Genomic DNA, 20,787 nt, shown 5'->3' on the forward strand with positions numbered 1-20,787 from the left:
CCCAATTCGCATCGTCAGCGAGATTTCACCAATTCGTCGTAAAGAATGTGTTCAGATACCCAGCCTGTCACGCAGCGCATACCAAGTCATGGCCAGTATCAGCAACGGCGTCCGCAAAGCAGGACCGCCCGGGAAGGGCACTGCAGGAACGCGGGCCATGGTATCGAACCCCTCAGCCTGCCCCTGGATCGCCAATGCCATGAGTTGCCCCGCATGGGTCGCGGTGCCGACGCCGTGGCCAGAATAACCCGAGGCGGACAGGATATTTGGCGCAACCCGGGTCAAATAGGGCATGCGCCGCATGGTGATGCCCAGCGTTCCGCCCCATGCGTAGTCGATTTTGACGTCACGCAGATGCGGGAAAATCTCGGTCATCGGCTTGCGGACTTTTGCGGCGATGTCCTCGGGGAAACGATAACCATAGCTTTCGCCACCCCCAAACAGCAGCCTGCCATCGGCGCTTAGCCGGAAATAGTTTATCACGAACTTGGTGTCAGCAACGGCGATATCTTTGGCCAAAACTTTTTGCACTTCAGCGCCCAAAGGTTCGGTTGCCGCGATGAAATTGTTGATTGGCATCACGCGCGATGCAACTTGCCGGTTCAGATCTCCGAGGTATCCGTTGCAGGCCAGAATAACGTGATCGGCAGTGATCGTGCCCTTTTCAGTGCGTACAGTAACACGAGCGCCCTGATCGATGCCAAGAACTTCGGTGTCTTCATGCAGTCTTAACCCGGCTCTGACAGCGGCACGCGCAAGGCCGAGGGCGTAGTTCAACGGGTGCAGGTGCGCGGCACCATTGTCCAGATACCCACCCGCATAGGCTGGTGAAGGACAAAGCCCGCGCGCGGCATCGGCATCTAAAGTTTCGATTTGGTCGTATTTGTATTTGCCCGACAGATGCGCCGCGTGATCATGTAGCTCTGCGCGCTCCGAGTTGTTAAAGCCCAGAACCGCAATGCCGGGCTTCAGGTCGCAATCGATCTGATGTTTTGAGATCAGAGATTTGACCAGATCCTTGGCTTCTTCGGCCAGATCCCAAAGCTTTAACGCATCTTCATCGCCGACAAGCCGTTCAAGATCCTCTTGATCCAAACGCTGCGCGCTGCCCAGTTGGCCTCCGTTGCGACCCGAAGCCCCAAAGCCCGCGCGATGAGCTTCCAGCAGGACAACATCGAACCCAGCCTCAGCCAGGTGCAATGCTGCCGAAAGGCCCGTATATCCGCCCCCGACAATGCAGACGTCTGCGGAATGGTCGCCTTCAAGCGCCGGGTGGCGGTCGAAGGCGTGCGCCGTTGCGGCATACCAGCTTGGCGGATACTCCGCCTTGCGGTCATTAGAATACAGCAGGTTCATCGCGTCTTTGCCCTAGACGTTCATCAGCAGATGCTCGCGTTCCCACGGGGAAATGACCTGCAGGAACTCTTCGTACTCAGCACGTTTGACGATGCCGTAGACACGGGCGAACTCGGGACCCAGAACTTCGTGCAGGGCAGTGGCTTCATCAAACAAATCCAGAGCTTCACCCATGATCTGAGGGATATCGCCGTCGCCTTCATAGGCGTCGCCATAGAATTGGCGGCGTGGGCGTTCTTGCTGAGTCAGGCCCAAATAGCCACAGGCCAACGACAATGCGATACCCAGATAGGGGTTGCAGTCCATGCCTGCGATGCGGTTTTCGACCCGGCGCGCCTCGGGGCCGGACAGAGGTACGCGAATGCCAGTTGTGCGATTGTCGCGTGCCCACTCCAGATTAATCGGGGCCGCATGGTCTTTGACGTAGCGGCGATATGAATTTACATACGGTGCCATCACCGCCAGCCCTGCAGGCAGGTGGTTCTGCAAGCCGGCGATGAAGTGATAAAACGCATCCGTCTCGCCACCTTGTGGACCGGAGAAGATGTTTTGTCCCGTTTCTTTTTCAATGATCGAGTGATGGATGTGCATGGCCGAGCCCGGCTCATCCTCGATCGGTTTCGCCATGAATGTCGCAAAGCAGTTGTGACGCAACGCGGCTTCGCGGATCAGGCGTTTGAAATAGAATACCTCGTCCGCCAGCTTCACCGGATCGCCATGACGCAGATTGATCTCTAGTTGTCCGGCACCGCCTTCTTGCGTGATCCCGTCGATCTCAAACCCCTGAAACTCGGCAAAGTCGTAGATGTCGTCGATCACCGGCCCGAATTCATCGACCGCTGTCATCGAGTAAGCCTGCCGCGCCGCCGCAGGTCGGCCCGAGCGGCCCATCATCGGCTTGATCCCTTGCGCGGGATCTACATTCGGCGCGACAAGAAAAAATTCCATCTCGGGGGCGACAACCGGCTTCCAACCTTTGTCGTGATACATCTTCACAACGCGTTTGAGCACATTGCGGGGGCTGAAAGGGATCGGCTCGCCATCTCGGTCGAACGCGTCGTGAATCACCTGCAAGGTCCAGTCGCCCGTCCAAGGAGCGGCCGACGCAGTTGAGAAGTCGGGTTTCAGGATCATGTCCCGCTCAATGAAACCGTCCTCACCTGCAGCTTCGCCCCAATCCCCTGTGATGGTCTGGTAGAAAATGCTGTCGGGTAGGTGAAAATAGGATTGCTTGGCAAACTTTGACGCCGGGACCGCCTTGCCGCGGGCGATGCCGGGCAGGTCAGAGATGATGCATTCAACCTCATCCAGCCGTTTGCCTTCAAAGTAGGTGCGCGCCGCCTCAGGCAGCTGATCTGTCCAGTCGGCCATCAGGCCCTCACTTTCTTTAGGAACTCTGCCATGTGGTGCCCGATTTTGGCATTATCATCCGGGGCATCTTTCCGGTTCGCTGCCGCCTGCATCAACGCATCGGGAACCACGCCTTTGCCTCGGGTCTCCATCAAGCCCTGTATGAACTCATTTCCATATTCAGGATGGGCCTGCACGGTCCAGATCGTATCGCCATAGTTGACCATGGCGTTTTGGCAAAAGTCATTCGTACCGGAGACCACCGCACCTGCGGGCAGTTTGGTCACTTGATCCTGATGCCAAGCATTCAAGGTGACGGTCTGATCGCCAAAGCTGTATTCCGTGCGTCCTACAGCCCAGCCACCATCAAACTTTTCCACTTTTCCACCAAGCGCTTGTGCGATGATCTGATGGCCAAAGCAAACACCAATCAAAGGGTTCCCTGTCTTCTGAATATCCCGGATCAGCTGTTCAAGCGGGGGAATCCAAGCGTGATCTTCGTATGCGCCATGACGAGATCCGGTGATGATCCACCCGTCGGCCTGATGCGCGTCTTCCGGAAACTCACCATCGACCACTGCGTATGTTTGGAATTCAAAGCCGTTCCCACCCAGTAATGCGCGAAACATGCCATCATATTCCCCGAATTGTTCATGCAATTCATCGGGTGGGTGGCCGGTTACAAGGATGCCGATTTTCATAGTTCACCAAATTTGATCAAATTTATTCTAGCGGAGCGAAGCGAGCTGGGCAAGAGGTTCAAACGCTCTCAAGATAGCTGAGCCAGTGCTCGTCAGGGGGGTGGGACGCGAATCGTGCAATTTCCTGCCGTTTGGTCATTACCAGGTTGCGGATCAGATCGTCCGGGAAAATGCGCGCAACTAACGGGTCAGTTTCGAAAGCAGAGATGGCCGACGGCCAGTCGGCTGCCAGCTGCGGCAGATCCGTCAACTCATAGGCATTGCCCGAAATCGGGCTGGGCGGTCGCAGGCCATCCTCGATCCCAACCATTGCCGCGCCCAGAACTGCGGCCAGCATGAGATAGGGGTTGATGTCACCGCCAGCAACGCGATGTTCGATCCGTCGGGCGGCAGGGGCACCACCCGGAATGCGCAGGGCCGCTGTGCGGTTTTCATAGGCCCAGCTTGCTCCGGTGGGTGCGTGGGCACCAGGCACCAGGCGCGTGTAAGAATTGCCATGAGGAGCGAAGATCAGCGTAGAGCCGGGCATCGCGGTCAGACATCCGGCAACCGCCGAGCGCAGTTCATCGGTTCCCTCGGCCCCTCCGTCATCGAAGACATTGCGTCCATCGACATCGACGACCGAGAAATGCACATGCATCCCGTTGCCCGCATCCTCGGCATAGGGCTTGGACATGAAGGTTGCTGTGAAGCCATGCTTGCGGGCCATGCCACGCGCCAAGGTCTTGAAAAGCCACGTATCATCGGCGCAGCGCATGGCGTCCTGATGGTTCAGATTGATCTCGAACTGACCGATCCCGCTTTCAGATATTGCAGTCTGAGCAGGAATACCCATAGCGGCGCAACCATCATAGAGGTCGGTGAAGAACGCATCAAACGCGTCCATTTCGGCCATCGACAGAACGGCTTCGTCCCGCAGCCTGCGGCGCGTGACCGGGTTGATCGGAGGCTGCGGTTGGTCGCCTGAGGCGTCAAGCAGAGTGAACTCGAGTTCGGTGGCGGCGATGACCGACCAGCCCCGTTCGGAAAATCGATCTAGAACCGCAGAAAGCGCGTGTCTCGGATCGCCCGCAAAAGGCGTGCCGTCATCGTGGTACAGGCACATGGGCACCAGCGCGGTGGGTGTATCAAGCCAGGGCATGGGAACCGGACCACGCCCGGTGGGGCGCAACACACCATCTGCATCACCGCTTTCGAAGACAAGCGGGCTGCCTTCGATATCAGCGCCCCAGAGATCGACATTGAGCGCAGAGAACGGCATGCGCACGGCGCCTTTGTCCAACTTGGCACCGTATGAGGGCGGCACGCGTTTGCCACGCATCTGACCGTTGAGGTCACAGGCGGCGACGCGGAATGTATGCAGGGCGCTCAGGTCCATTGGGGGCTCCGTGGTCTAGTCACGAGAGGTTTAAATCAGGATTAGCGTCTTGTCACGAAATTTGATCAAATTACGAACAGGCGTCGCTTGCGGTGGGGCGCGATGTTGAAAATCAACCGACTTGTACAGTGGTCGAGACCGCTGGCTTCCGAGTTGTACAACATTCAGGTGCCCGATTGTGCCGGACGTAGCGATGCCTATAGTCTCATATATGTTCATCTTTCTTACCATAGTGTTACTGATCGCAGGCGGGGTCGGCTATTACGTCTGGTCCAAGAGACAGGCCCGCGCGGCGCTGTTGGCGACGCGTCTGACCTCGGATCAACAGGACATCATTGATCAGCAAGTTCCCATCATCCGGCGGCTGCCCGCCGGGCTGCGCAGCCACTTGGATGGCAAGGTGAACCTGTTTCTGGATCAAGTGAGCTTCTACGGCTGCGACGGGTTGGAAGTGACTGAGGAGATGGAGCTGTCGATTGCGGCGCAGGCCTGTTTGCTCGTGATCAATAGCGACATTTGGTATGACAATCTGACGACCATTCTGATCTATCCCAATGCGTTCAAGTCAAAGCAGCAGCGGCGCTCGGGCTATGTTGTGTCAGAGAAAGAGATCGTGCGGACCGGGGAAAGCTGGGATCGCGGACCGGTCATTTTATCATGGGCACACAGCCAGCAGGGCGCTCTGGATGATCGCGACGGGCAGAACGTAGTGCTGCATGAATTTGCGCATCAGATCGATGATCTGTCCGGGGGTACAAATGGCGTACCGATCCTGAGTGAAGGGCAGAGCTTTGCCGAATGGGAAAAGGTATTCCTGACCGCCTATGACGCGCATGTTCACGCGGTTGAAAGCGGACGGCGGACAGTCATCGATCCGTATGGCGCGACCGGGCATGAAGAGTTCTTTGCCGTTTCGGTTGAAGTGTTCTTTGAGCGCCCGAAGGCGCTGAAGCACGAGGTGCCTGAGGTCTATGAGCAGCTTTCGAAACTGTTCCGGCTGAACCCGGTGGAGTGGGCTTAGCGCGCCAGATTTAGTCGGAAGCGCATCTTGGCTTTCCGCTCGGCAGGTAGATGGCGGTTCAGGCGTTTGTTGACCCTTCCGAAGCCCCAAACGATGACCAGCGTCAGCAGGATGAAATAGAACGCCAGAATCGGGTAGGGGATGAACGGGTTGAACGTCTTGTCCGCGAAGTAGCTGGCGTAGTAGAGCGCGTCGCCCCGTTGTTGCCAGGCCGGGAAGGCCGAGAAGAAGACCAGTGTGGTGGACTGGAAGACAAAGATCGCTTCGTTCGTATAGGCGGGCCACGCCAGCCGCAGCATTGTGGGCCAAACGATACGTCGGAAGCGCGACCAACCGGACATGCCATAGGCGTCGGCGGCTTCGATATCGCCCTTGGGGATTGAACGAAGGGCGCCATAGAAGATCTCGCCCGAATAGGCGGAAGTATTCAGGAACAGCACGATCAGCGCCCCCAGCCAGGCCGAGGTGAAGGCGTCGAACATCGGATAGGGCTTCTTCAGCGAAAGGAAGAAGAAATAGGCAAAGAAGAACTGGATGAACAGCGGCGAGCCGCGGAACAAAAAGATGAACCACTCGGACGGTTTACGCAGCCATTTATTCGACGAGGCTTTGCCGGCGGCCAACGCGGTGGCGAGGAAGAACCCCGTGACCATCGCCATGATCCCGAAATAGATATTCCAGATCATGCCCGAGCCGATCAGCGTGAAGTGCTCGCAGAGGGTGAAATCGGTTTTGGGCAGCAGGCGTTCCCCGAAGCCCAGCGAACGGAGGCCGTAATCTTGAATGGTCTGGATGCAGCTCATGCGGTGGTCTCCTTGCGCAGAAGCTCTCCGCCCGATGTGGCCTGACCATGGGACAGGCGGCGCATCAGTTTCTCAAGCCCGATTTCCGAGACGCGGGTCATGCCGAGGTAGAAGATCAGCAGGGCGAGGAAGTACCACATGCGCCAGTCGCCATGAGGGTAATCGGTAAAGCGGGATGTTTTTGTGCCACCCAACTCGCGAGCCCAATAGACGATATCTTCGATGCCCAGCAAGAAAAGCAGTGGTGTGGCCTTGATCAGCACCATCCACAGGTTCGATAGGCCAGGTAGGGCGTAGACCCACATTTGCGGCACCAGGATACGCCAAAAGGTCTGGCGGCGTGTCATGCCGTAGGCTGCGGCCGTCTCAAGCTGGGCGTGTGGTACAGCCCGCATGCCGCCGAACAGGACGTTGGCGGCAAACGCGCCGAACACGATAGAGAATGTGACGACGGCAAGGAAGAAGCCGTAGGTTTCATGCACCCATTCGGGTGCAGTGCCCAGCGGCAGCTTGGCGGCCTGACAGACGATGAAGTCGTTGCCCTGCCGCACCGGATCGGTCCATTCGGGGCAGAGCACTTTATGGCGCAGCCATTCAAAGCCCTGATCCAGAGCGATCACGAAGAACAGAAAGAAAGCGATATCAGGCACGCCACGCACGATGGCGATATAGGCCTTACCCAGCCAGCTAAGCGGCGGGAAATGCGATCGCGCTGCCATAGCGCCGGCAAAACCGAAGCTCAGGGCGACCGGGGCGGTGACGGCCAGCAGACCCAGCACCTTGAAGAACGACAAGTAGAACGACCAGTGGACGCCATTGGTCAGATAGCACGAGAACCAGCGGAACGTGCCCAGCGTGTCAGGATCAGCGCAGTAGGAGAACATAAGGCGTCTTTCGAACGTCTGGCCGGTCTCAGGTCCGGCAGGTCCGGCGCGCGCACGCGCCGGACAATTGGACGGAGGGCTTAGTTGGTTACGACCGAACCGTCTGTGTTGTAGGTTGCGATACCTTCGCCAAACCATTTGACAAGCATCTCGTTGAGCGTGCCGTCTGCCTTCATGGACGAAATCGCGTCATCGAACTTGCCGCGCAGTTCTGCGTCGCTCTCGCGCAGGCCCATGCCGATGCCACCGCCCAGCGGGACAAGATCGCCGACAAAGACCAGCTCGCCACCGGATTCCTCAACAATCGGGACCAAGAAGTCATAGTCCGCCAGCACAGCATCCGCTTCGCCGTTGCGTACGGCGGCGATGGTTTCTTCGGGGGTGGCGAATTCGACCAGAGTCGCGCCGGATTCAGCAACGTGACCGGCCTGAATGGTTGCGGTCTGTGCAGCGACGATGCCACCTTTCGTGTCAGCGCCATCTGAAGCAGCTACGTAAGCTGAGGCGGTCGGCGGGTAGTAGTTCTGGGTGAAGTCGATGACCTCATCGCGTTCGTCAGTGATCGACATGCCGGCGATGATGGTATCGTAGTTGCCCGAAACCAGGTTCGGAATAATCGAATCCCAGTCATTCTTGACCCATTCGCACTCCAGACCGGCGCGCTTGCACAGCTCGTCACCGACTTCACGCTCGAAGCCGTCGATCTCACCAGCATCATTGATGAAGTTGTACGGAGGGTAGGCGCCCTCGGTGCCCATGCGCACAGTTTCGGCCATTGCGATACCGGCGGTCAACGCCAGCGCTGCGGTGGTCAGAATCAGGTTTTTCATGAGTTACTCCCCTTTATTGGTTCTGTCCGTTGGTTAAGCCGCCTGAGTGGCGGAGAGAAAGCCCTGAAGCCGTTCGGATTCAGGGGCAGTGAAAATGTCTTCGGCTGAACCCTCTTCTTCGATCAGGCCCTGATGCAGGAACACAACGTGGCTGGAGATATCCGCAGCCATCTTCATGTCATGAGTCACGATGATCATGGTGCGGCCTTCTGCGGCCAGATCCTTGATCACTTTGATCACTTCCTGTTCCAGTTCGGGATCGAGCGCTGAGGTCGGTTCGTCAAACAGCAGCGCCTGAGGTTCCATGCACAGCCCACGTGCGATTGCGGCGCGTTGTTGCTGTCCGCCCGATAGTTGCGCCGGATAAACGTCGCATTTGTCGCCGATGCCGACCTTCTCCAGATATTTGCGCGCGCTGTCTTCGACCTCGGCCTTGTCGCGGCCCATGACAGTGACCGGAGCCTCCATCACATTCTGCAGGATGGTCATATGGGCCCACAGATTGAACTGCTGGAACACCATCGACAGATTTGTGCGGATGCGCAGCACCTGCTTGGGATCGGCGGGACGGCGATGATTGTGGCTGCCAGTCCAACGGACGGGCTCGCCTTTGAACAGAATCTCGCCCTCTTGGCTGTCTTCCAACAGATTGCAGCAGCGCAGCAGGGTAGACTTCCCCGAACCGGATGATCCGATCAGCGACACGACGTCGCCGCGATGCGCGGTGATGTCCACGCCCTTGAGCACCTCGAGTTGGCCAAAGCTTTTGTGCAGGTTCTTGATCTCAATGACGGGAGCGGCGTCTGTCACGGGCAGTCCAGATATGATTGGTGTTGGTGCGGTAATAGGGCTGAAAAATCGGGCTAATGCAATGCGCAATTGACAAGTTCACGCAGCGAAATTGCCAAATCGGGCGGTCGCGCTGTCTAAACTGTCAGTTTGTTGGGCGCATTCTGTGACTCGATGCACCATTATCGACAGGTCAGCCAGATCAATCTCTTGATTGCGGCCCAGAGATTCAGGTCACAGGATTCCGGATCAACCGAGGTGATCCTCAGCGAAACCAAAATTATTGAACTGGCTTGATCCAATCACCAAAACTGTTTGAATTTGGGAATAATTCGTTTTGAGTTAAAGATTGAAATATACGAATTCAATTCACGTAAGGGGCTTCTTGTGATCGCGCTATTATTTGCATTGTTCGCCGGCACGATGGTGCTGGCATACTTTAAGCTGGTCAGAATTTCATACGCATTGTTCGTGCTGACGCTTTTGGCTAGTGCCTACTGGCTGAAGTTTCACGCCACGACCCCCTTAACGATTCAACTGTGAGGTCGTCCAATGTCACCTGAATTTGCTCGTAACATGAATGCGATTGGTGCACTGGCGGTTTGCCTGGTTCTGGTGCTTGCCTTCTACTTTCAGCTTGTCCTTTACGAACTGCCCTGTCCGTTATGTTTGCTCCAACGCGTGGGATTCGTGGCCGTTGGGTTCGGGCTTGCTCTTAACCTGTTGTGGGGTACGCGCGCCAGAAACTATGGCATCGTGCTGGTGGCGGCGATCTTTGGGATCAGTGTTTCGATCCGGCAGATTCTGCTGCATATCGTGCCCGGAACAGGGCACTACGGCTCCCCGGTTCTGGGCCTACACTTCTATACCTGGGCGGGAGTTGCCTTTGGTTTGATCATCCTTGGCACCGCAATCATGCTGGTATTCGAGAAGCAGTATGATCTTGCGTCGGACGTTCGGGCAACCGAACGCTTCGGAGGAAGTACATTGGCCAAAACAGCGTTTTTCCTGATTTTGGCATTGGCCGTCGCGAACGCTGGTTCGGCGCTTTTGGAGTGTGGGCCCGGCATCTGTGACGATCCGCCGACAGACTACAAGTTTCTGAATGAGCTTGAAGGCAGCGATTCATAGCGCTGACAACGCCCAAAGGCTTGCCGGTTGATCAGACCTTCGCCGCCTTTTGTCTTGCAAGCGCCGAATCCACATCGCTCACGCCGAGCAGGCTGACGACAAGGCGTAGCAGAGAATCCTCTTCACCGCTGCGGTGCCCATCCGCCAGTGCGACCGACCACATGGCCTGCACAACGGCCAGGCGGTCGTCATAGGCGATCGCCTCTTTGATGGCGCGAGTAAAGCGGACGGTGTCGGGCGCCTCGGCTTCAAGGTCTTCGGCTCGGGCGCGCAGGGCTGCGGCCTCAAATGGCGACAGGCCGTAGCGTTCGGCCGAGATGCGGTCGATTCGGGCCATTTCGGTATCGGCATAGTCGTTGTCGGACCGAGCGATACGCACCAACAGGGCGGTGAGGGCCAGACGGGCATCATCTTCGACAAGCGGGTCGGGCTGCGGCTGCGTGAGCCGGGACAGGAAATCACTGAACATAAGCGTTTATATAGAGATAGCCTAGGTCGCTTCCAAGCGGCTTTGTATCCGCTCGCGTGCCGCTTTGCTGTCGTTGAAGCTGAGGCCCATGGCAATGCGGGCTTCTTCGACGATCTTGACCTCGCCCTCGTCCGAGTTGCCATCGGCCAGCACGACCTCCCACAGGGCGTCAAGCGCGGCCAAGCGTTCCTGAAGATCGGTGGTTTCGCGGATCAGTTTGCCGAATGTATCTGTTTCCGGAGCAGCTGCGTGCAATTTTTCGCAGGTGGCGCGGACCTTGGCGGCCTCGATCGCATTGTGCTGGTAAAGTCGCGCAAGAATGCGGTCGATCAGGCTGATCTCTTCCAGCTTGTAGTCGCGGTCGGCCTGCGCGACACGTACCAGCAATGCCCCCAGGGCCAGTTCGGCATCAGGATCGGGCAGTTTGTCATGTTGCGGCGGCCGAAAGGCCTGGAAGAATTTTTTCAACATATCGGCAGGATATTCCGTAATTCGAGGCGCGCCAAGCGGTGCTAGCCCTCATAGCCCTGAATAATCACAAGATCGCCGGTCGAAACCGGATCGCGCAAGGCCTTGGCGGCTTGATAGGCATCGCTTTCATAGCAGGCCAGCGCCTGTTCATAGCTGGGAAATTCGATGACAACTGTGCGGGCGCGAGCCTTGCCTTCAGGCTCGCTCCTCTCGCCGCCGCGTACAAGAAACTTGGCCCCGTAATCGGCGAATGGGGCCGCATTGGCAGCAATGTAAGATTTGTAGGTTTCAATGTCGTCTACATCGACATGGGCAACCCAGTATCCTTTGGCCACAAGGTGTCCTCCGCTGGTATCGGATGCAAGGTGCGGAGGAACAGGTTGAAATGCAATCCCCTAAAAGTGGATCATCCACCGGATTGCAGCGCGGCGCGTGCTGAATCCTGTAACCAAGCGGTCATTTGCCGATAGGGAACCGGGCCATAGCTGATCCGGGCCACGCCGAGTTTCGCCAGCGTCGGCGTGTCAGGCGTGCCGGGCAGGGCGATGATGTTGACCGGCAGGTCGGTGGCCGCGCAAAGCTGGCCGATCATGGATTCGTCTTTCAGGCCCGGCGCGAAGAACCCGCTGGCTCCGGCATCGGCGTAGGCGGCCGCGCGGGCCATGGCGTCATCCAGCATCGCTTGATCATGCGTGTCCGGAGCGGCTTTGAGGAAGATGTCAGTGCGGGCGTTGATGAAGGCGGGAACACCGGCCACGTCACAGCTTTCGCGCATCGCAGCGACACGCGCTGCCTGTGTTTCGATGTCATAAAGATCTTTAGTTCCAACGACCTGATCTTCGAAGTTAAAGCCGATTACACCGGTTTCCAGCGCGCGTTTGACATTGGCCGATATGCCAAAAGTATCCTCGGCATAAGCGCCTTCGAGGTCCATGGTGACCGGTATATCAACCGCCTCGACAATGCGGCGAGCGTTGTCTAACGCCAACTCAAACGGGATGTTCTGGCCGTCCGAAAACCCCTGCGCCATCGCGACCGGAGCACTGCCAGTCGCCAGCGCTTTGGCCCCTGCATCGCGTACAGCGACGGCGCTGCCGGGGTCCCAAATGTTATAGAGGATGACCGGATCACCCTTCTTGTGCAGGGCGGCAAATGTTTCTGCTTGGGTAATCTGATCGGTCATGGCCGGTCTCCTGTCGCTGCTATGGCGGCAGTTAACCGTGCAAACCGCCGGCGCGTAAAGATATTTCGCGCCGACTGGTACAAATCTGTTATCGGCCCGTGATCAGACCAGACGCGAGGTGTCTTTCGCGGCGCGCACGAATTCGCGGAACAGGGGGTGCGGGTCGAAGGGTTTGGATTTCAGTTCCGGGTGATACTGAACACCAATAAACCATGGGTGATCCGACCATTCGACGATTTCCGGCAGGCGACCATCCGGGGACATGCCCGAGAAATTCAGGCCTGCCTTTTCCAGTTTGTCGCGGTACTTGATGTCGACCTCGTAGCGGTGACGGTGGCGTTCCTCAATCTGGGTGCCGCCATAGACTTCCGCGACCTTCGAGCCTTCGGCCAGAACCGCATTATAGGCGCCCAAACGCATGGTGCCGCCCTTGTCGTCTCCGACTTTGCGTTCGACCTTGTGGTTGCCCTGCACCCATTCTTTCAGGTGGTAAACAACGGGTTCAAAACGCTTTTTGCCAGCCTCGTGGTCGAATTCCTCGGACCCGGCTTCGGTGATTCCCGCCGCGTTGCGTGCGGCTTCGATCACGGCCATCTGCATGCCCAGACAGATGCCCAGATAGGGCACTTTGTGTTCACGCGCATATTGAGCGGCCTTGATCTTGCCTTCTGTCCCACGCTCGCCAAAGCCGCCGGGGACCAGGATGGCGTGGAAGCCTTCCAGATGAGGTGCGGCGTCTTCGTTGTCAAACACCTCGGCATCGACCCACTCGATCTTGACGCGGACGCGGTTGGCCATGCCGCCATGGGTCAGGGCCTCGGCAATTGACTTGTAGGCATCTTCAAGCTGGGTGTATTTGCCGACGATGGCTACTTTCACTTCGCCTTCGGCGTTGTGGATGCGGTCGCTGACGTCTTCCCATTTGGCCAGATCGGGCTTGGGGGCCGGGCTGATCTGGAATGCGTCCAGAACCGCCTGATCCAGACCTTCACGGTGATAGGCCAGCGGGGCGTCGTAGATGGTGCTGAGGTCTTGTGCGGCAATCACGCTGTCAGGGCGGACATTGCAGAAAAGGGCCAGCTTTTCGCGTTCTTTGGTTGGAATCGGTCCCTCGGACCGGCAGACCAGAATGTCGGGGGCTAGACCGATCGAGCGCAACTCTTTCACCGAATGCTGGGTCGGCTTGGTTTTCAACTCGCCCGAGGCTTTGATATAGGGCAGCAACGTCAGGTGCATGAAGATACACTGACCGCGCGGCTTGTCCTGACTGAACTGGCGGATCGCTTCAAAGAAGGGCAGGCCCTCAATATCACCTACGGTGCCGCCGATTTCACAGAGCATGAAATCAACTTCATCCTCGCCAATCGCGATGAAATCCTTGATCTCATTGGTGACGTGCGGGATCACCTGAATGGTTTTGCCGAGGTAATCTCCACGGCGCTCTTTCTCCAGCACATTGGAATAAATCCGCCCCGAGCTGACCGAGTCGGTCTTGCGTGCCGCCACACCGGTGAAGCGTTCGTAATGACCAAGGTCCAGATCGGTTTCAGCGCCGTCATCGGTGACGAATACTTCGCCATGTTCGAAGGGCGACATGGTGCCCGGATCGACGTTTAGATAGGGGTCCAGCTTGCGTAGACGCACCGAATATCCCCGGGCCTGCAACAGCGATCCCAACGCCGCCGAAGCCAGTCCTTTGCCCAAGGACGAAACCACACCACCAGTGATGAAAATAAAACGCGCCATGTTTTTCGGCTGCTCCCGTGAGACGTCATTATTAGCTGCCCGGCGGTTCGAAAAAACCGCTGCATCACGGGACTTCACGTATAAAGGATTCGCGCACATAGCGCAAGAGAACCGCAAGATGCTGTTGCAGTTCCCTTATGATTTTCTAGGTTTTGTGGCTTAGTCGGCCGCCTGCGGGATCAGCGGAGCATTGTCGCCTTGCGCCGGCGGCAACAATTCATCTGCCGATGGGACTGCCGGAGCGCTTTCCTCAGCCGGGGCCGGGGCAGGCACGCCCAAACGGTCAATCACCGAGCTGCCAGAAGATTTCTGGGCCGCCAGAATCGTCAGCGTGATCGAGGTGACGATAAAGCACGCGGCCAGGATCCATGTCAGCTTGCCCAACGCCGTTGCTGCCGCGCGGCCCGTCATGGCCCCGCCGCCACCGCCACCCATCCCAAGGCCGCCGCCTTCGGAACGTTGCATCAGCACAACGACAATCAGGCCCAAGGCCAGAAGAAGGTGGATGATGAGAACGACGTTTTCCATGGTGGTCCTGTACAGCGTGGCGTGTATCGCGTGGTACTTATGCAAGTTTGCCAGCGGGGGCAAGTCACGAGTTGGCATCACGTGCGGTGATGTTTCATATCACACCAAAGAGACTGGACAGAGCGCTGTTCTGTCGCGCAGGCTGCGCCTCATGCCACATGATGATCACGACCACCCGCACGCCCTGTTGCCTCCCGAACCCGCGCTGCGCGTCAAAGCGCTTGAGACAATTCTGACCCGCAAGGGTCTGATTGATCCTGCAGCGCTGGATGAAATCATCGATACTTATCAGAACAAGATAGGTCCACAGAACGGCGCGCATGTTGTTGCCAAGGCTTGGAGTGATCCCGATTTCAGAGCCGCGCTGCTGGCGGACGCCACATCGGTCGTGGCCGATCTGGGGTTTTACGGTCGTCAGGGTGAGCATATGGTGGTCGTCGAGAACACGCCTGAACAGCACAACATGGTCGTCTGCACCTTGTGCAGCTGTTACCCGTGGCCGCTGCTAGGAATTCCACCCGGCTGGTACAAATCTGACGCTTACCGCGCCCGCGCCGTGCGAGAGCCGCGCAAGGTCCTGTCTGAGTTTGGCGTTACCTTGCCCGAAGGCACTTCGGTCCGCGTTTGGGATTCGACGGCCGAAATTCGTTACCTCGTCCTGCCGATGCGCCCAGAGGGCACAGAAGGATTGAACGCGGACGAATTGGCGGCGCTGGTCACCCGCGACAGCATGATCGGCACTGGGCTACCCAAGGTGCCGTCATGACGCGGGTCCATGATATGGGAGGGCGCTTTGGTGATGGTCCGGTGAACCCGGAACCCGAAGACGCGCCGGTGTTTGCCGAAGACTGGCACGGTCGGGCGCTGGCGGTAACGCTCGCTGCGGGGTTTCTGGGGCAATGGAATATCGATGTCTCACGTCACGCGCGGGAAAGGTTGTCTCCTACGGACTACGCGCGGTTTTCTTACTATGAGAAATGGATGTCTGGTCTGGCTGATCTTCTGGTCGAAAAGGGTGTCCTGACGCTTGATGATTTGCGCGGTGTTGACGGGGATGGTGTTCATCCTCTGACTGAGCGTACCCTGATGGCTGACGCCGTCGCAGGCGCTTTGGCCAAAGGTGGACCCGCAGATCGCCCGTCGAACGTCGAAGTTCGGTTTCAAGCCGAACAAGCAGTCCGAACCTTGAGCCAGAGCGCCAATCGACTGGTTGATGGCGGCCACACCCGGTTGCCGATCTATGCCGCGGGTGCAACGGGTCGCATCCTCAGGCTGCATGGCACTCATGTCCTGCCGGATTCCAACGCCCATGGGTTGGGTGAAGCCCCCGAGCCGCTATATGCGGTCGTGTTTCCCGCCTCAGAACTTTGGGCAAACCCCGAGCATCCGGCGGATGAAGTCGTGCTGGACCTCTGGCAGTCTTATTTGGAGCCCGCATGAGCGATTGTATCACTCACTCGGCCCCCGAGCCGGTTTTTGCCGAGCCCTGGCACGCGCAGGTTTTTGCGGTCACAGTGGCCTTGAACGAAGCGGGCCGGTTTGATTGGCCGGACTGGGCGGAACGGTTTTCCAATACTTTGAAACGGAACGGCCTCAAAAAAGATCTGGATGGTGGGGACGATTACTTTCACGCTTGGTTAGAGACCTTGGAGGCGCTGCTGGCTGAGCAGGGGGAAGCGCCCACTGATGATGTCCAGGATCTTCGCAATGCATGGGAAGAGGCTTACCTGACAACACCCCACGGTCATCCCGTACAATTGCGCTAAAAGCAGAGGGGGCGCTGCCCCCGCCGCCCGTCCGGGCGACTCCCCCGAGGTACTTTTGGCCAGATGAAGCAGGGGATCCGCTCTTCATCTGGCCAAAAACACCTCCGCCGGAGGCATCGCGCGCAGCACGATTTGTATCTGCGGCGAAATATCGGTTTCCCTGCCGTCTGTGCCCGGCTATATGAGCCGGGTTTGAATATTCAGCGCAAAAGGACCGGATATGGCCAACGTGGTTGTTGTCGGCGCCCAGTGGGGCGACGAAGGAAAAGGCAAGATCGTCGACTGGCTCAGTGAGCGAGCGGATGTGATCGCGCGTTTTCAGGGTGGACATAATGCCGGGCACACGCTGGTCATTGAGGGTGAGGTTTACAAACTGCATGCGCTACCTTCGGGCGTCGTACGCGGTGGAAAGCTGAGCGTGATCGGTAATGGGGTCGTTCTGGACCCTTGGCACCTGATCAAAGAGATCGGTACCATCCGCGCGCAGGGTGTCGATATCACGCCCGAGACGCTGATGATTGCCGAGAACACCCCGCTGATCCTACCGTTCCATGGCGAGCTGGATCGTGCGCGCGAAAGCCAGAACTCGGTGGCCAAGATCGGCACGACCGGTCGCGGGATCGGTCCATGCTATGAAGACAAGGTTGGTCGGCGTGTAATCCGGGTGGCTGATCTGGCTGATGATGCGACGCTGGCGCTGCGGGTCGATCGGGCTCTGGTCCATCACAATGCGCTGCGCAATGGGCTAGGGTTGGAACCTATTGATCGTGACGCGTTGATTGCGCAGTTGAAAGAGATCGCGCCGCAGATTTTGCCTTTCGCAGCACCGGTGTGGAAGGTGCTGAACGAGAAGCGCAAGGCAGGCAAGCGAATCCTGTTCGAAGGCGCACAGGGTGCGCTGCTGGATATCGATTTCGGGACCTATCCGTTTGTGACATCGTCGAATGTGATTGCGGGCCAGGCCTCGACAGGCGTTGGGATTGGGCCGGGTTCGATCGACTTCGTTTTGGGCATCGTCAAGGCGTACACGACCCGCGTGGGTGAGGGGCCTTTCCCAACCGAATTAGACGACGAAGATGGCCAACGCCTGGGCGAACGGGGGCATGAGTTCGGCACCACGACGGGGCGCAAACGCCGTTGTGGTTGGTTCGATGCCTGTCTGGTACGCCAAACCTGCGCGACCAGCGGTGTGAACGGCATCTCCCTGACCAAGCTGGATGTGTTGGACGGGTTCGAGACGCTGAAAATTTGTGTCGGGTATGAGCTGGATGGCAATCGTCTGGACTATCTGCCGACCGCCGCCGACCAGCAAGCACGTTGCACGCCGATTTACGAAGAGATGCCGGGCTGGAGCGAATCCACCGAAGGCGCGCGCAGTTGGGCAGACTTGCCTGCGAACGCGATCAAATACGTGCGCCGCGTCGAGGAATTGATCGAATGTCCGGTCGCCCTTTTGTCCACCAGCCCGGAGCGGGAGGACACCATTCTGGTGACCGACCCGTTTGCAGATTGATGAGCAGCAACGACAAACCCGGCCTCAGCTATAAGGCACGTCGGCGGTGGTCATTGGTGCTGCTGCTGATCGGGCTCCCCATCTATATCGTTGCGGTTGTGACAATCGTGAACTGGTTGGATCGCCCGCCGATCTGGCTGGAACTTCTGGTATATGTCGCGCTTGGCATTGTCTGGGCGTTGCCGTTCAAATTTGTCTTCCGCGGGGTGGGCAAAGAGGACCCGGATCAAGATCAAAGCTAAGCCGCCCGATTGTCTTGGTGTCTTCTGCGTGGCACGATGTTTGCGACTTTCTTTCGCGGCAACCAGAGGCAGATAGGGCATGAAAAACCGGGTATTAGCGGCGGTTACCACAACATGTATCGCGAGCAGCGCTCAGGCCGATGATTGGCGCTATACCATTGCGCCTTATTTCTGGGGGCCGGAATTCAGAACCTCACTGAACGTGGGACCAAACCCGCCGGTGAACGGGGATACCTCGATCTTCGACATTCTGAAGGGCGCGTTCCTGATCGCTGGTCAGGCCCGAAATGGGCGTTGGACCATTGGTGGTGAGTTCAATTATCTCAATTTGGGTGACGATGTCTCGGTCGGTCGGTTTGACGATGCAGCCAGTTGGGATCTTGAGGGCACGATGGTCTCACTGGCGGCCAGCTATGCGGTCTATCAGGATGATCGGTCACGGTTGGAAGCGTTGGCCGGGCTGCGCCATTGGGACCTGGATGTTTCGACCACCGTGCTGGATCGCACCTTCAGCACAGATCAAAGCTGGACCGACCCGTTGATCGGCGCACGCTATAACTACGCGTTGAATGATCGCTGGAGCCTCACAGCGATGGGCAATATCGGCGGCTTCGGTTATGGCTCGGAATTCCAGTGGGAGGCGCTGGTGCAGGCTAGTTGGAATTGGCGTGAGAATATCAACGTTGCGGGCGGGTATCGCCATCTGGATGTTGAGTTTGAAGACGGGCGCGATGTGATTGATCTGATCCTGACCGGCCCTTACGTGGCGCTGGCGTTCAACTTCTGAACTTGATTGGCTTTTTGGCTGCCAGCCACGGAACGAAAAAGGGCCAGAGTTTCCTCTGGCCCAATTTTGTCTTGAGGGGGTATTGGGGGGATCTTGGTGTCAGCCAGCGGCACGCTCGTCGTCGTTCGGGCGGAACCCGATTTGGGTTGAGGCGGCGAAACGGCCACCTCCGGCCTTTTCGATTTTGCCGTCCCGCAGCAACTGACCGAATGAGCGCAAGCTTTCTTCGCGGTTAAACGAGTCCTGCTTGAGCGAGCGAACTTTGTTCATCAGCTGTGGACGCGAGAACTGCTCCTGACCTTCGATGAAGGACAGATAAGCCGCGGCAGCTTCCAGCAGGTCGAGTAGTGATTGGGCACCCTGTTCTTGCGCAAAGGCTGCAAAACCACCTTCTTCATCTGCAGTTTCCTCGTCCGCCGAGGTGACACGGCGCGGTGTCACCGGGCCGGTGTCAGCCGTTTCGGTATCCACCCGCTGTTCAGCCACCAGTTTCAATGGTGCGGCAGCATCCGGGGTGGGGCGTTCACTGGTGACCTCGATCTCGGGTCGGCGTGGATTGACGACCGAGGCCAGATCACCGCGATAATCATCCTCGGGGGTCTGAGATTTGTCTGCGCCATCTTCGCGGTCTGCTTCGGTTGCAGCAACGGCAGTGCGCAGGTGAGAATATGTTTCGCGCTGGCCGCTGGTGGCAGGATCATCCATATGGGCGCCCGCTTCGTCCATCAGGCGCGAGACGTCCTGATCCAGACCCGTCATATCGGGCAGCTCAGCCGTCGTGTTTGCCGCCAGCTCGGTTTCTACCAGCGCCATTTCGTCAAGCAGCAGCGCCTCATCCTCGGCCGAGATGACGCCATGGGTGAGGCCGGTAAGATCCGGTGATGTTTCATCTTCGTCGGTGTCGTCTTCGTCGGTGTCGTCCTGGCCATTCAGAATGTTTGACGGGCCTTCGTCTTCAGTTTCAGGGTCGTCGTCGAGGTCCGAGAACAACACGTCCTTGTCCGTGACATCGGCTGCCGGCTGTTCGGGCGCTTCGTCCTCGTCTTCAAGTTCGGCAGTGATCGCCGGTGAGATGATCGGGGCTGCTTCGACTTCGTCCTGCTTGATGGCGGCAGGCGCGAGTGGTTCTTCGTCCTGAACGGGCAGCTCAGCGATCGTTGCCATTTGCTCGGGTTCGGCAGGCTGTTCGACCTGCGGGGCCGTTGCCGGAGCGTCGTCCGTAGCAGTGTCTTCCAGATCGGTCGGGCTCAGCGCGCCGGACTCAAAAGCGGCAGAAATTGCATCGGCCTTTGGCTTCACGGGCTGCAGATAGCTGACGTCTTCGTCTTCAGAGTATCCGGCAGGGGCAGCATCGGAATGCGAAACAACAGCCCGGATTCGCTGCAGCTTGGCTGCGATACTGTCAGCGGCGGGAGCATCTTCGGATTGCGGAGCAGACGGAGCAGGGGGAACAACATCCGCGACAGGCTGAACAGGTTCAGGTGCTGTGGCTGGCGCAATTGCAGCGGGGGTCGGTGCTGCAACCGGGGCGGTTTCCGTTGCGCGCAGCAACAGGCCGGTCTCGTTCTGGCTGGCTTCAACCTTCTGTGCGGCGTCCCGCTGTGCGATCCGGGTCAGCATCTCGGCGTCAGGCTGAGGGGGTTCCGATCCGAAGTATCGGTCATCCGCTGCAAGGTCCCGGAAATACTCGGCGATCGCCTTCATTGTTTCAAATGAATCGTCAAAGCCTTCGAGGGTGCACGAGAAGGTGCCGTATGAAACGGTGAGTACCTTGTTGTTCTGTACCATCAGACGCATGTCCTTTACAAACTACCAGGTCGACTACCAGACACAGCAGGG

General features: G+C 58.1%; 24 protein-coding genes. 9 read left to right on the forward strand and 15 right to left on the reverse strand.

Going from position 1 to position 20,787, the window contains the following annotated elements; genetic code table 11:
• Positions 1-51: 51 nt before the first annotated feature.
• Genes ACR0BI_RS00190 through ACR0BI_RS00205 form a run of 4 tightly spaced genes read right to left on the reverse strand, consistent with a single transcriptional unit; the run spans position 52 to position 4,785 of the window.
• Complete coding sequence (locus ACR0BI_RS00190) at positions 52-1,356, reverse strand: NAD(P)/FAD-dependent oxidoreductase (protein ID WP_170817600.1); 1,305 nt, start codon at positions 1,354-1,356, stop codon at positions 52-54.
• 12 nt (positions 1,357-1,368) lie between these two features.
• Entirely contained in the window at positions 1,369-2,727 is a 1,359-nt protein-coding gene (locus tag ACR0BI_RS00195) for a glutamine synthetase family protein (protein ID WP_170393610.1), read from the reverse strand.
• Positions 2,727-3,407: a type 1 glutamine amidotransferase gene (locus tag ACR0BI_RS00200; protein WP_480561797.1), complete on the reverse strand. Its 681-nt coding sequence runs from the start codon at positions 3,405-3,407 to the stop codon at positions 2,727-2,729. The genes ACR0BI_RS00195 and ACR0BI_RS00200 overlap by 1 nt, the downstream gene beginning before the upstream one ends.
• 58 nt (positions 3,408-3,465) lie before the next feature.
• Positions 3,466-4,785 (reverse strand): glutamine synthetase family protein, encoded by a 1,320-nt coding sequence (locus tag ACR0BI_RS00205; protein WP_480561795.1) that lies wholly within the window; start codon positions 4,783-4,785, stop codon positions 3,466-3,468.
• A 211-nt stretch (positions 4,786-4,996) separates the two neighbouring features.
• Between ACR0BI_RS00205 and ACR0BI_RS00210 the strand changes: the two genes are divergently transcribed.
• Positions 4,997-5,806 (forward strand): M90 family metallopeptidase, encoded by an 810-nt coding sequence (locus ACR0BI_RS00210; RefSeq protein WP_170404900.1) that lies wholly within the window; start codon positions 4,997-4,999, stop codon positions 5,804-5,806.
• Here the strand turns inward: ACR0BI_RS00210 and ACR0BI_RS00215 are convergent.
• The 4 genes from ACR0BI_RS00215 to ACR0BI_RS00230 form a co-directional block, all read right to left on the reverse strand.
• Complete coding sequence (locus ACR0BI_RS00215; RefSeq protein ID WP_480561791.1) at positions 5,803-6,609, reverse strand: ABC transporter permease; 807 nt, start codon at positions 6,607-6,609, stop codon at positions 5,803-5,805. The genes ACR0BI_RS00210 and ACR0BI_RS00215 overlap by 4 nt on opposite strands.
• Positions 6,606-7,493 (reverse strand): ABC transporter permease, encoded by an 888-nt coding sequence (locus ACR0BI_RS00220; protein ID WP_170393600.1) that lies wholly within the window; start codon positions 7,491-7,493, stop codon positions 6,606-6,608. The genes ACR0BI_RS00215 and ACR0BI_RS00220 overlap by 4 nt, the downstream gene beginning before the upstream one ends.
• Before the next feature lie 80 nt (positions 7,494-7,573).
• Positions 7,574-8,323 (reverse strand): transporter substrate-binding domain-containing protein, encoded by a 750-nt coding sequence (locus ACR0BI_RS00225; protein WP_170393598.1) that lies wholly within the window; start codon positions 8,321-8,323, stop codon positions 7,574-7,576.
• Positions 8,324-8,356: 33 nt separating this feature from the next.
• Positions 8,357-9,133: an ABC transporter ATP-binding protein gene (locus ACR0BI_RS00230; RefSeq protein ID WP_170393596.1), complete on the reverse strand. Its 777-nt coding sequence runs from the start codon at positions 9,131-9,133 to the stop codon at positions 8,357-8,359.
• Positions 9,134-9,499: 366 nt separating this feature from the next.
• Between ACR0BI_RS00230 and ACR0BI_RS00235 the strand changes: the two genes are divergently transcribed.
• A complete protein-coding gene (locus tag ACR0BI_RS00235) occupies positions 9,500-9,655 on the forward strand; it encodes a DUF5993 family protein (protein WP_223118239.1) in 156 nt (51 codons plus the stop codon).
• A 9-nt stretch (positions 9,656-9,664) separates the two neighbouring features.
• Complete coding sequence (locus ACR0BI_RS00240) at positions 9,665-10,243, forward strand: disulfide bond formation protein B (protein ID WP_170393594.1); 579 nt, start codon at positions 9,665-9,667, stop codon at positions 10,241-10,243.
• A 31-nt stretch (positions 10,244-10,274) separates the two neighbouring features.
• On the opposite strand, the gene ACR0BI_RS00245 is transcribed toward ACR0BI_RS00240, so the two are convergent.
• The 6 genes from ACR0BI_RS00245 to secG form a co-directional block, all read right to left on the reverse strand.
• Complete coding sequence (locus ACR0BI_RS00245) at positions 10,275-10,712, reverse strand: tellurite resistance TerB family protein (RefSeq protein ID WP_170393592.1); 438 nt, start codon at positions 10,710-10,712, stop codon at positions 10,275-10,277.
• A gap of 21 nt (positions 10,713-10,733) precedes the next feature.
• The gene (locus tag ACR0BI_RS00250) at positions 10,734-11,183 is read right to left on the reverse strand and encodes a tellurite resistance TerB family protein (RefSeq protein ID WP_170393590.1); all 450 of its coding nucleotides are present in this window, start codon (positions 11,181-11,183) and stop codon (positions 10,734-10,736) included.
• A gap of 41 nt (positions 11,184-11,224) precedes the next feature.
• A complete protein-coding gene (locus ACR0BI_RS00255) occupies positions 11,225-11,518 on the reverse strand; it encodes a DUF1330 domain-containing protein (protein ID WP_170393588.1) in 294 nt (97 codons plus the stop codon).
• Between the two features lie 71 nt (positions 11,519-11,589).
• Entirely contained in the window at positions 11,590-12,366 is a 777-nt protein-coding gene (locus tag ACR0BI_RS00260; protein WP_170393586.1) for an isocitrate lyase/PEP mutase family protein, read from the reverse strand.
• 102 nt (positions 12,367-12,468) lie between these two features.
• Positions 12,469-14,112 carry a CTP synthase gene (locus ACR0BI_RS00265; RefSeq protein WP_170421030.1) on the reverse strand — a complete coding sequence of 548 codons (1,644 nt, stop codon included), beginning with the start codon at positions 14,110-14,112 and terminating at the stop codon, positions 12,469-12,471.
• 159 nt (positions 14,113-14,271) lie between these two features.
• Positions 14,272-14,640, reverse strand: coding sequence for a preprotein translocase subunit SecG (secG, locus tag ACR0BI_RS00270; RefSeq protein WP_010439184.1), 369 nt, complete (start codon positions 14,638-14,640; stop codon positions 14,272-14,274).
• 151 nt (positions 14,641-14,791) lie between these two features.
• Here secG and nthA point away from each other — a divergent pair, with 151 nt between their 5' ends.
• From nthA to ACR0BI_RS00300, 6 genes are all read left to right on the forward strand, one after another.
• Positions 14,792-15,406, forward strand: a complete 615-nt coding sequence (gene nthA / locus ACR0BI_RS00275) for a nitrile hydratase subunit alpha (protein WP_170393582.1) — start codon at positions 14,792-14,794, stop codon at positions 15,404-15,406.
• Complete coding sequence (gene nthB / locus ACR0BI_RS00280) at positions 15,403-16,080, forward strand: nitrile hydratase subunit beta (protein WP_480561789.1); 678 nt, start codon at positions 15,403-15,405, stop codon at positions 16,078-16,080. The genes nthA and nthB overlap by 4 nt, the downstream gene beginning before the upstream one ends.
• Positions 16,077-16,406 (forward strand): nitrile hydratase accessory protein, encoded by a 330-nt coding sequence (locus ACR0BI_RS00285; protein ID WP_170404914.1) that lies wholly within the window; start codon positions 16,077-16,079, stop codon positions 16,404-16,406. The genes nthB and ACR0BI_RS00285 overlap by 4 nt, the downstream gene beginning before the upstream one ends.
• A 220-nt stretch (positions 16,407-16,626) precedes the next feature.
• Complete coding sequence (locus ACR0BI_RS00290; RefSeq protein WP_170465502.1) at positions 16,627-17,919, forward strand: adenylosuccinate synthase; 1,293 nt, start codon at positions 16,627-16,629, stop codon at positions 17,917-17,919.
• The gene (locus tag ACR0BI_RS00295) at positions 17,919-18,161 is read left to right on the forward strand and encodes a DUF2842 domain-containing protein (RefSeq protein WP_170393574.1); all 243 of its coding nucleotides are present in this window, start codon (positions 17,919-17,921) and stop codon (positions 18,159-18,161) included. The genes ACR0BI_RS00290 and ACR0BI_RS00295 overlap by 1 nt, the downstream gene beginning before the upstream one ends.
• 79 nt (positions 18,162-18,240) lie before the next feature.
• Positions 18,241-18,948 (forward strand): porin family protein, encoded by a 708-nt coding sequence (locus ACR0BI_RS00300; protein WP_480561787.1) that lies wholly within the window; start codon positions 18,241-18,243, stop codon positions 18,946-18,948.
• Between the two features lie 99 nt (positions 18,949-19,047).
• On the opposite strand, the gene ACR0BI_RS00305 is transcribed toward ACR0BI_RS00300, so the two are convergent.
• Positions 19,048-20,736, reverse strand: a complete 1,689-nt coding sequence (locus tag ACR0BI_RS00305; protein ID WP_480561785.1) for a hypothetical protein — start codon at positions 20,734-20,736, stop codon at positions 19,048-19,050.
• Positions 20,737-20,787 lie beyond the last annotated feature (51 nt).

The sequence above is a fragment of the Ruegeria sp. E5 genome (genome assembly GCF_056534105.1).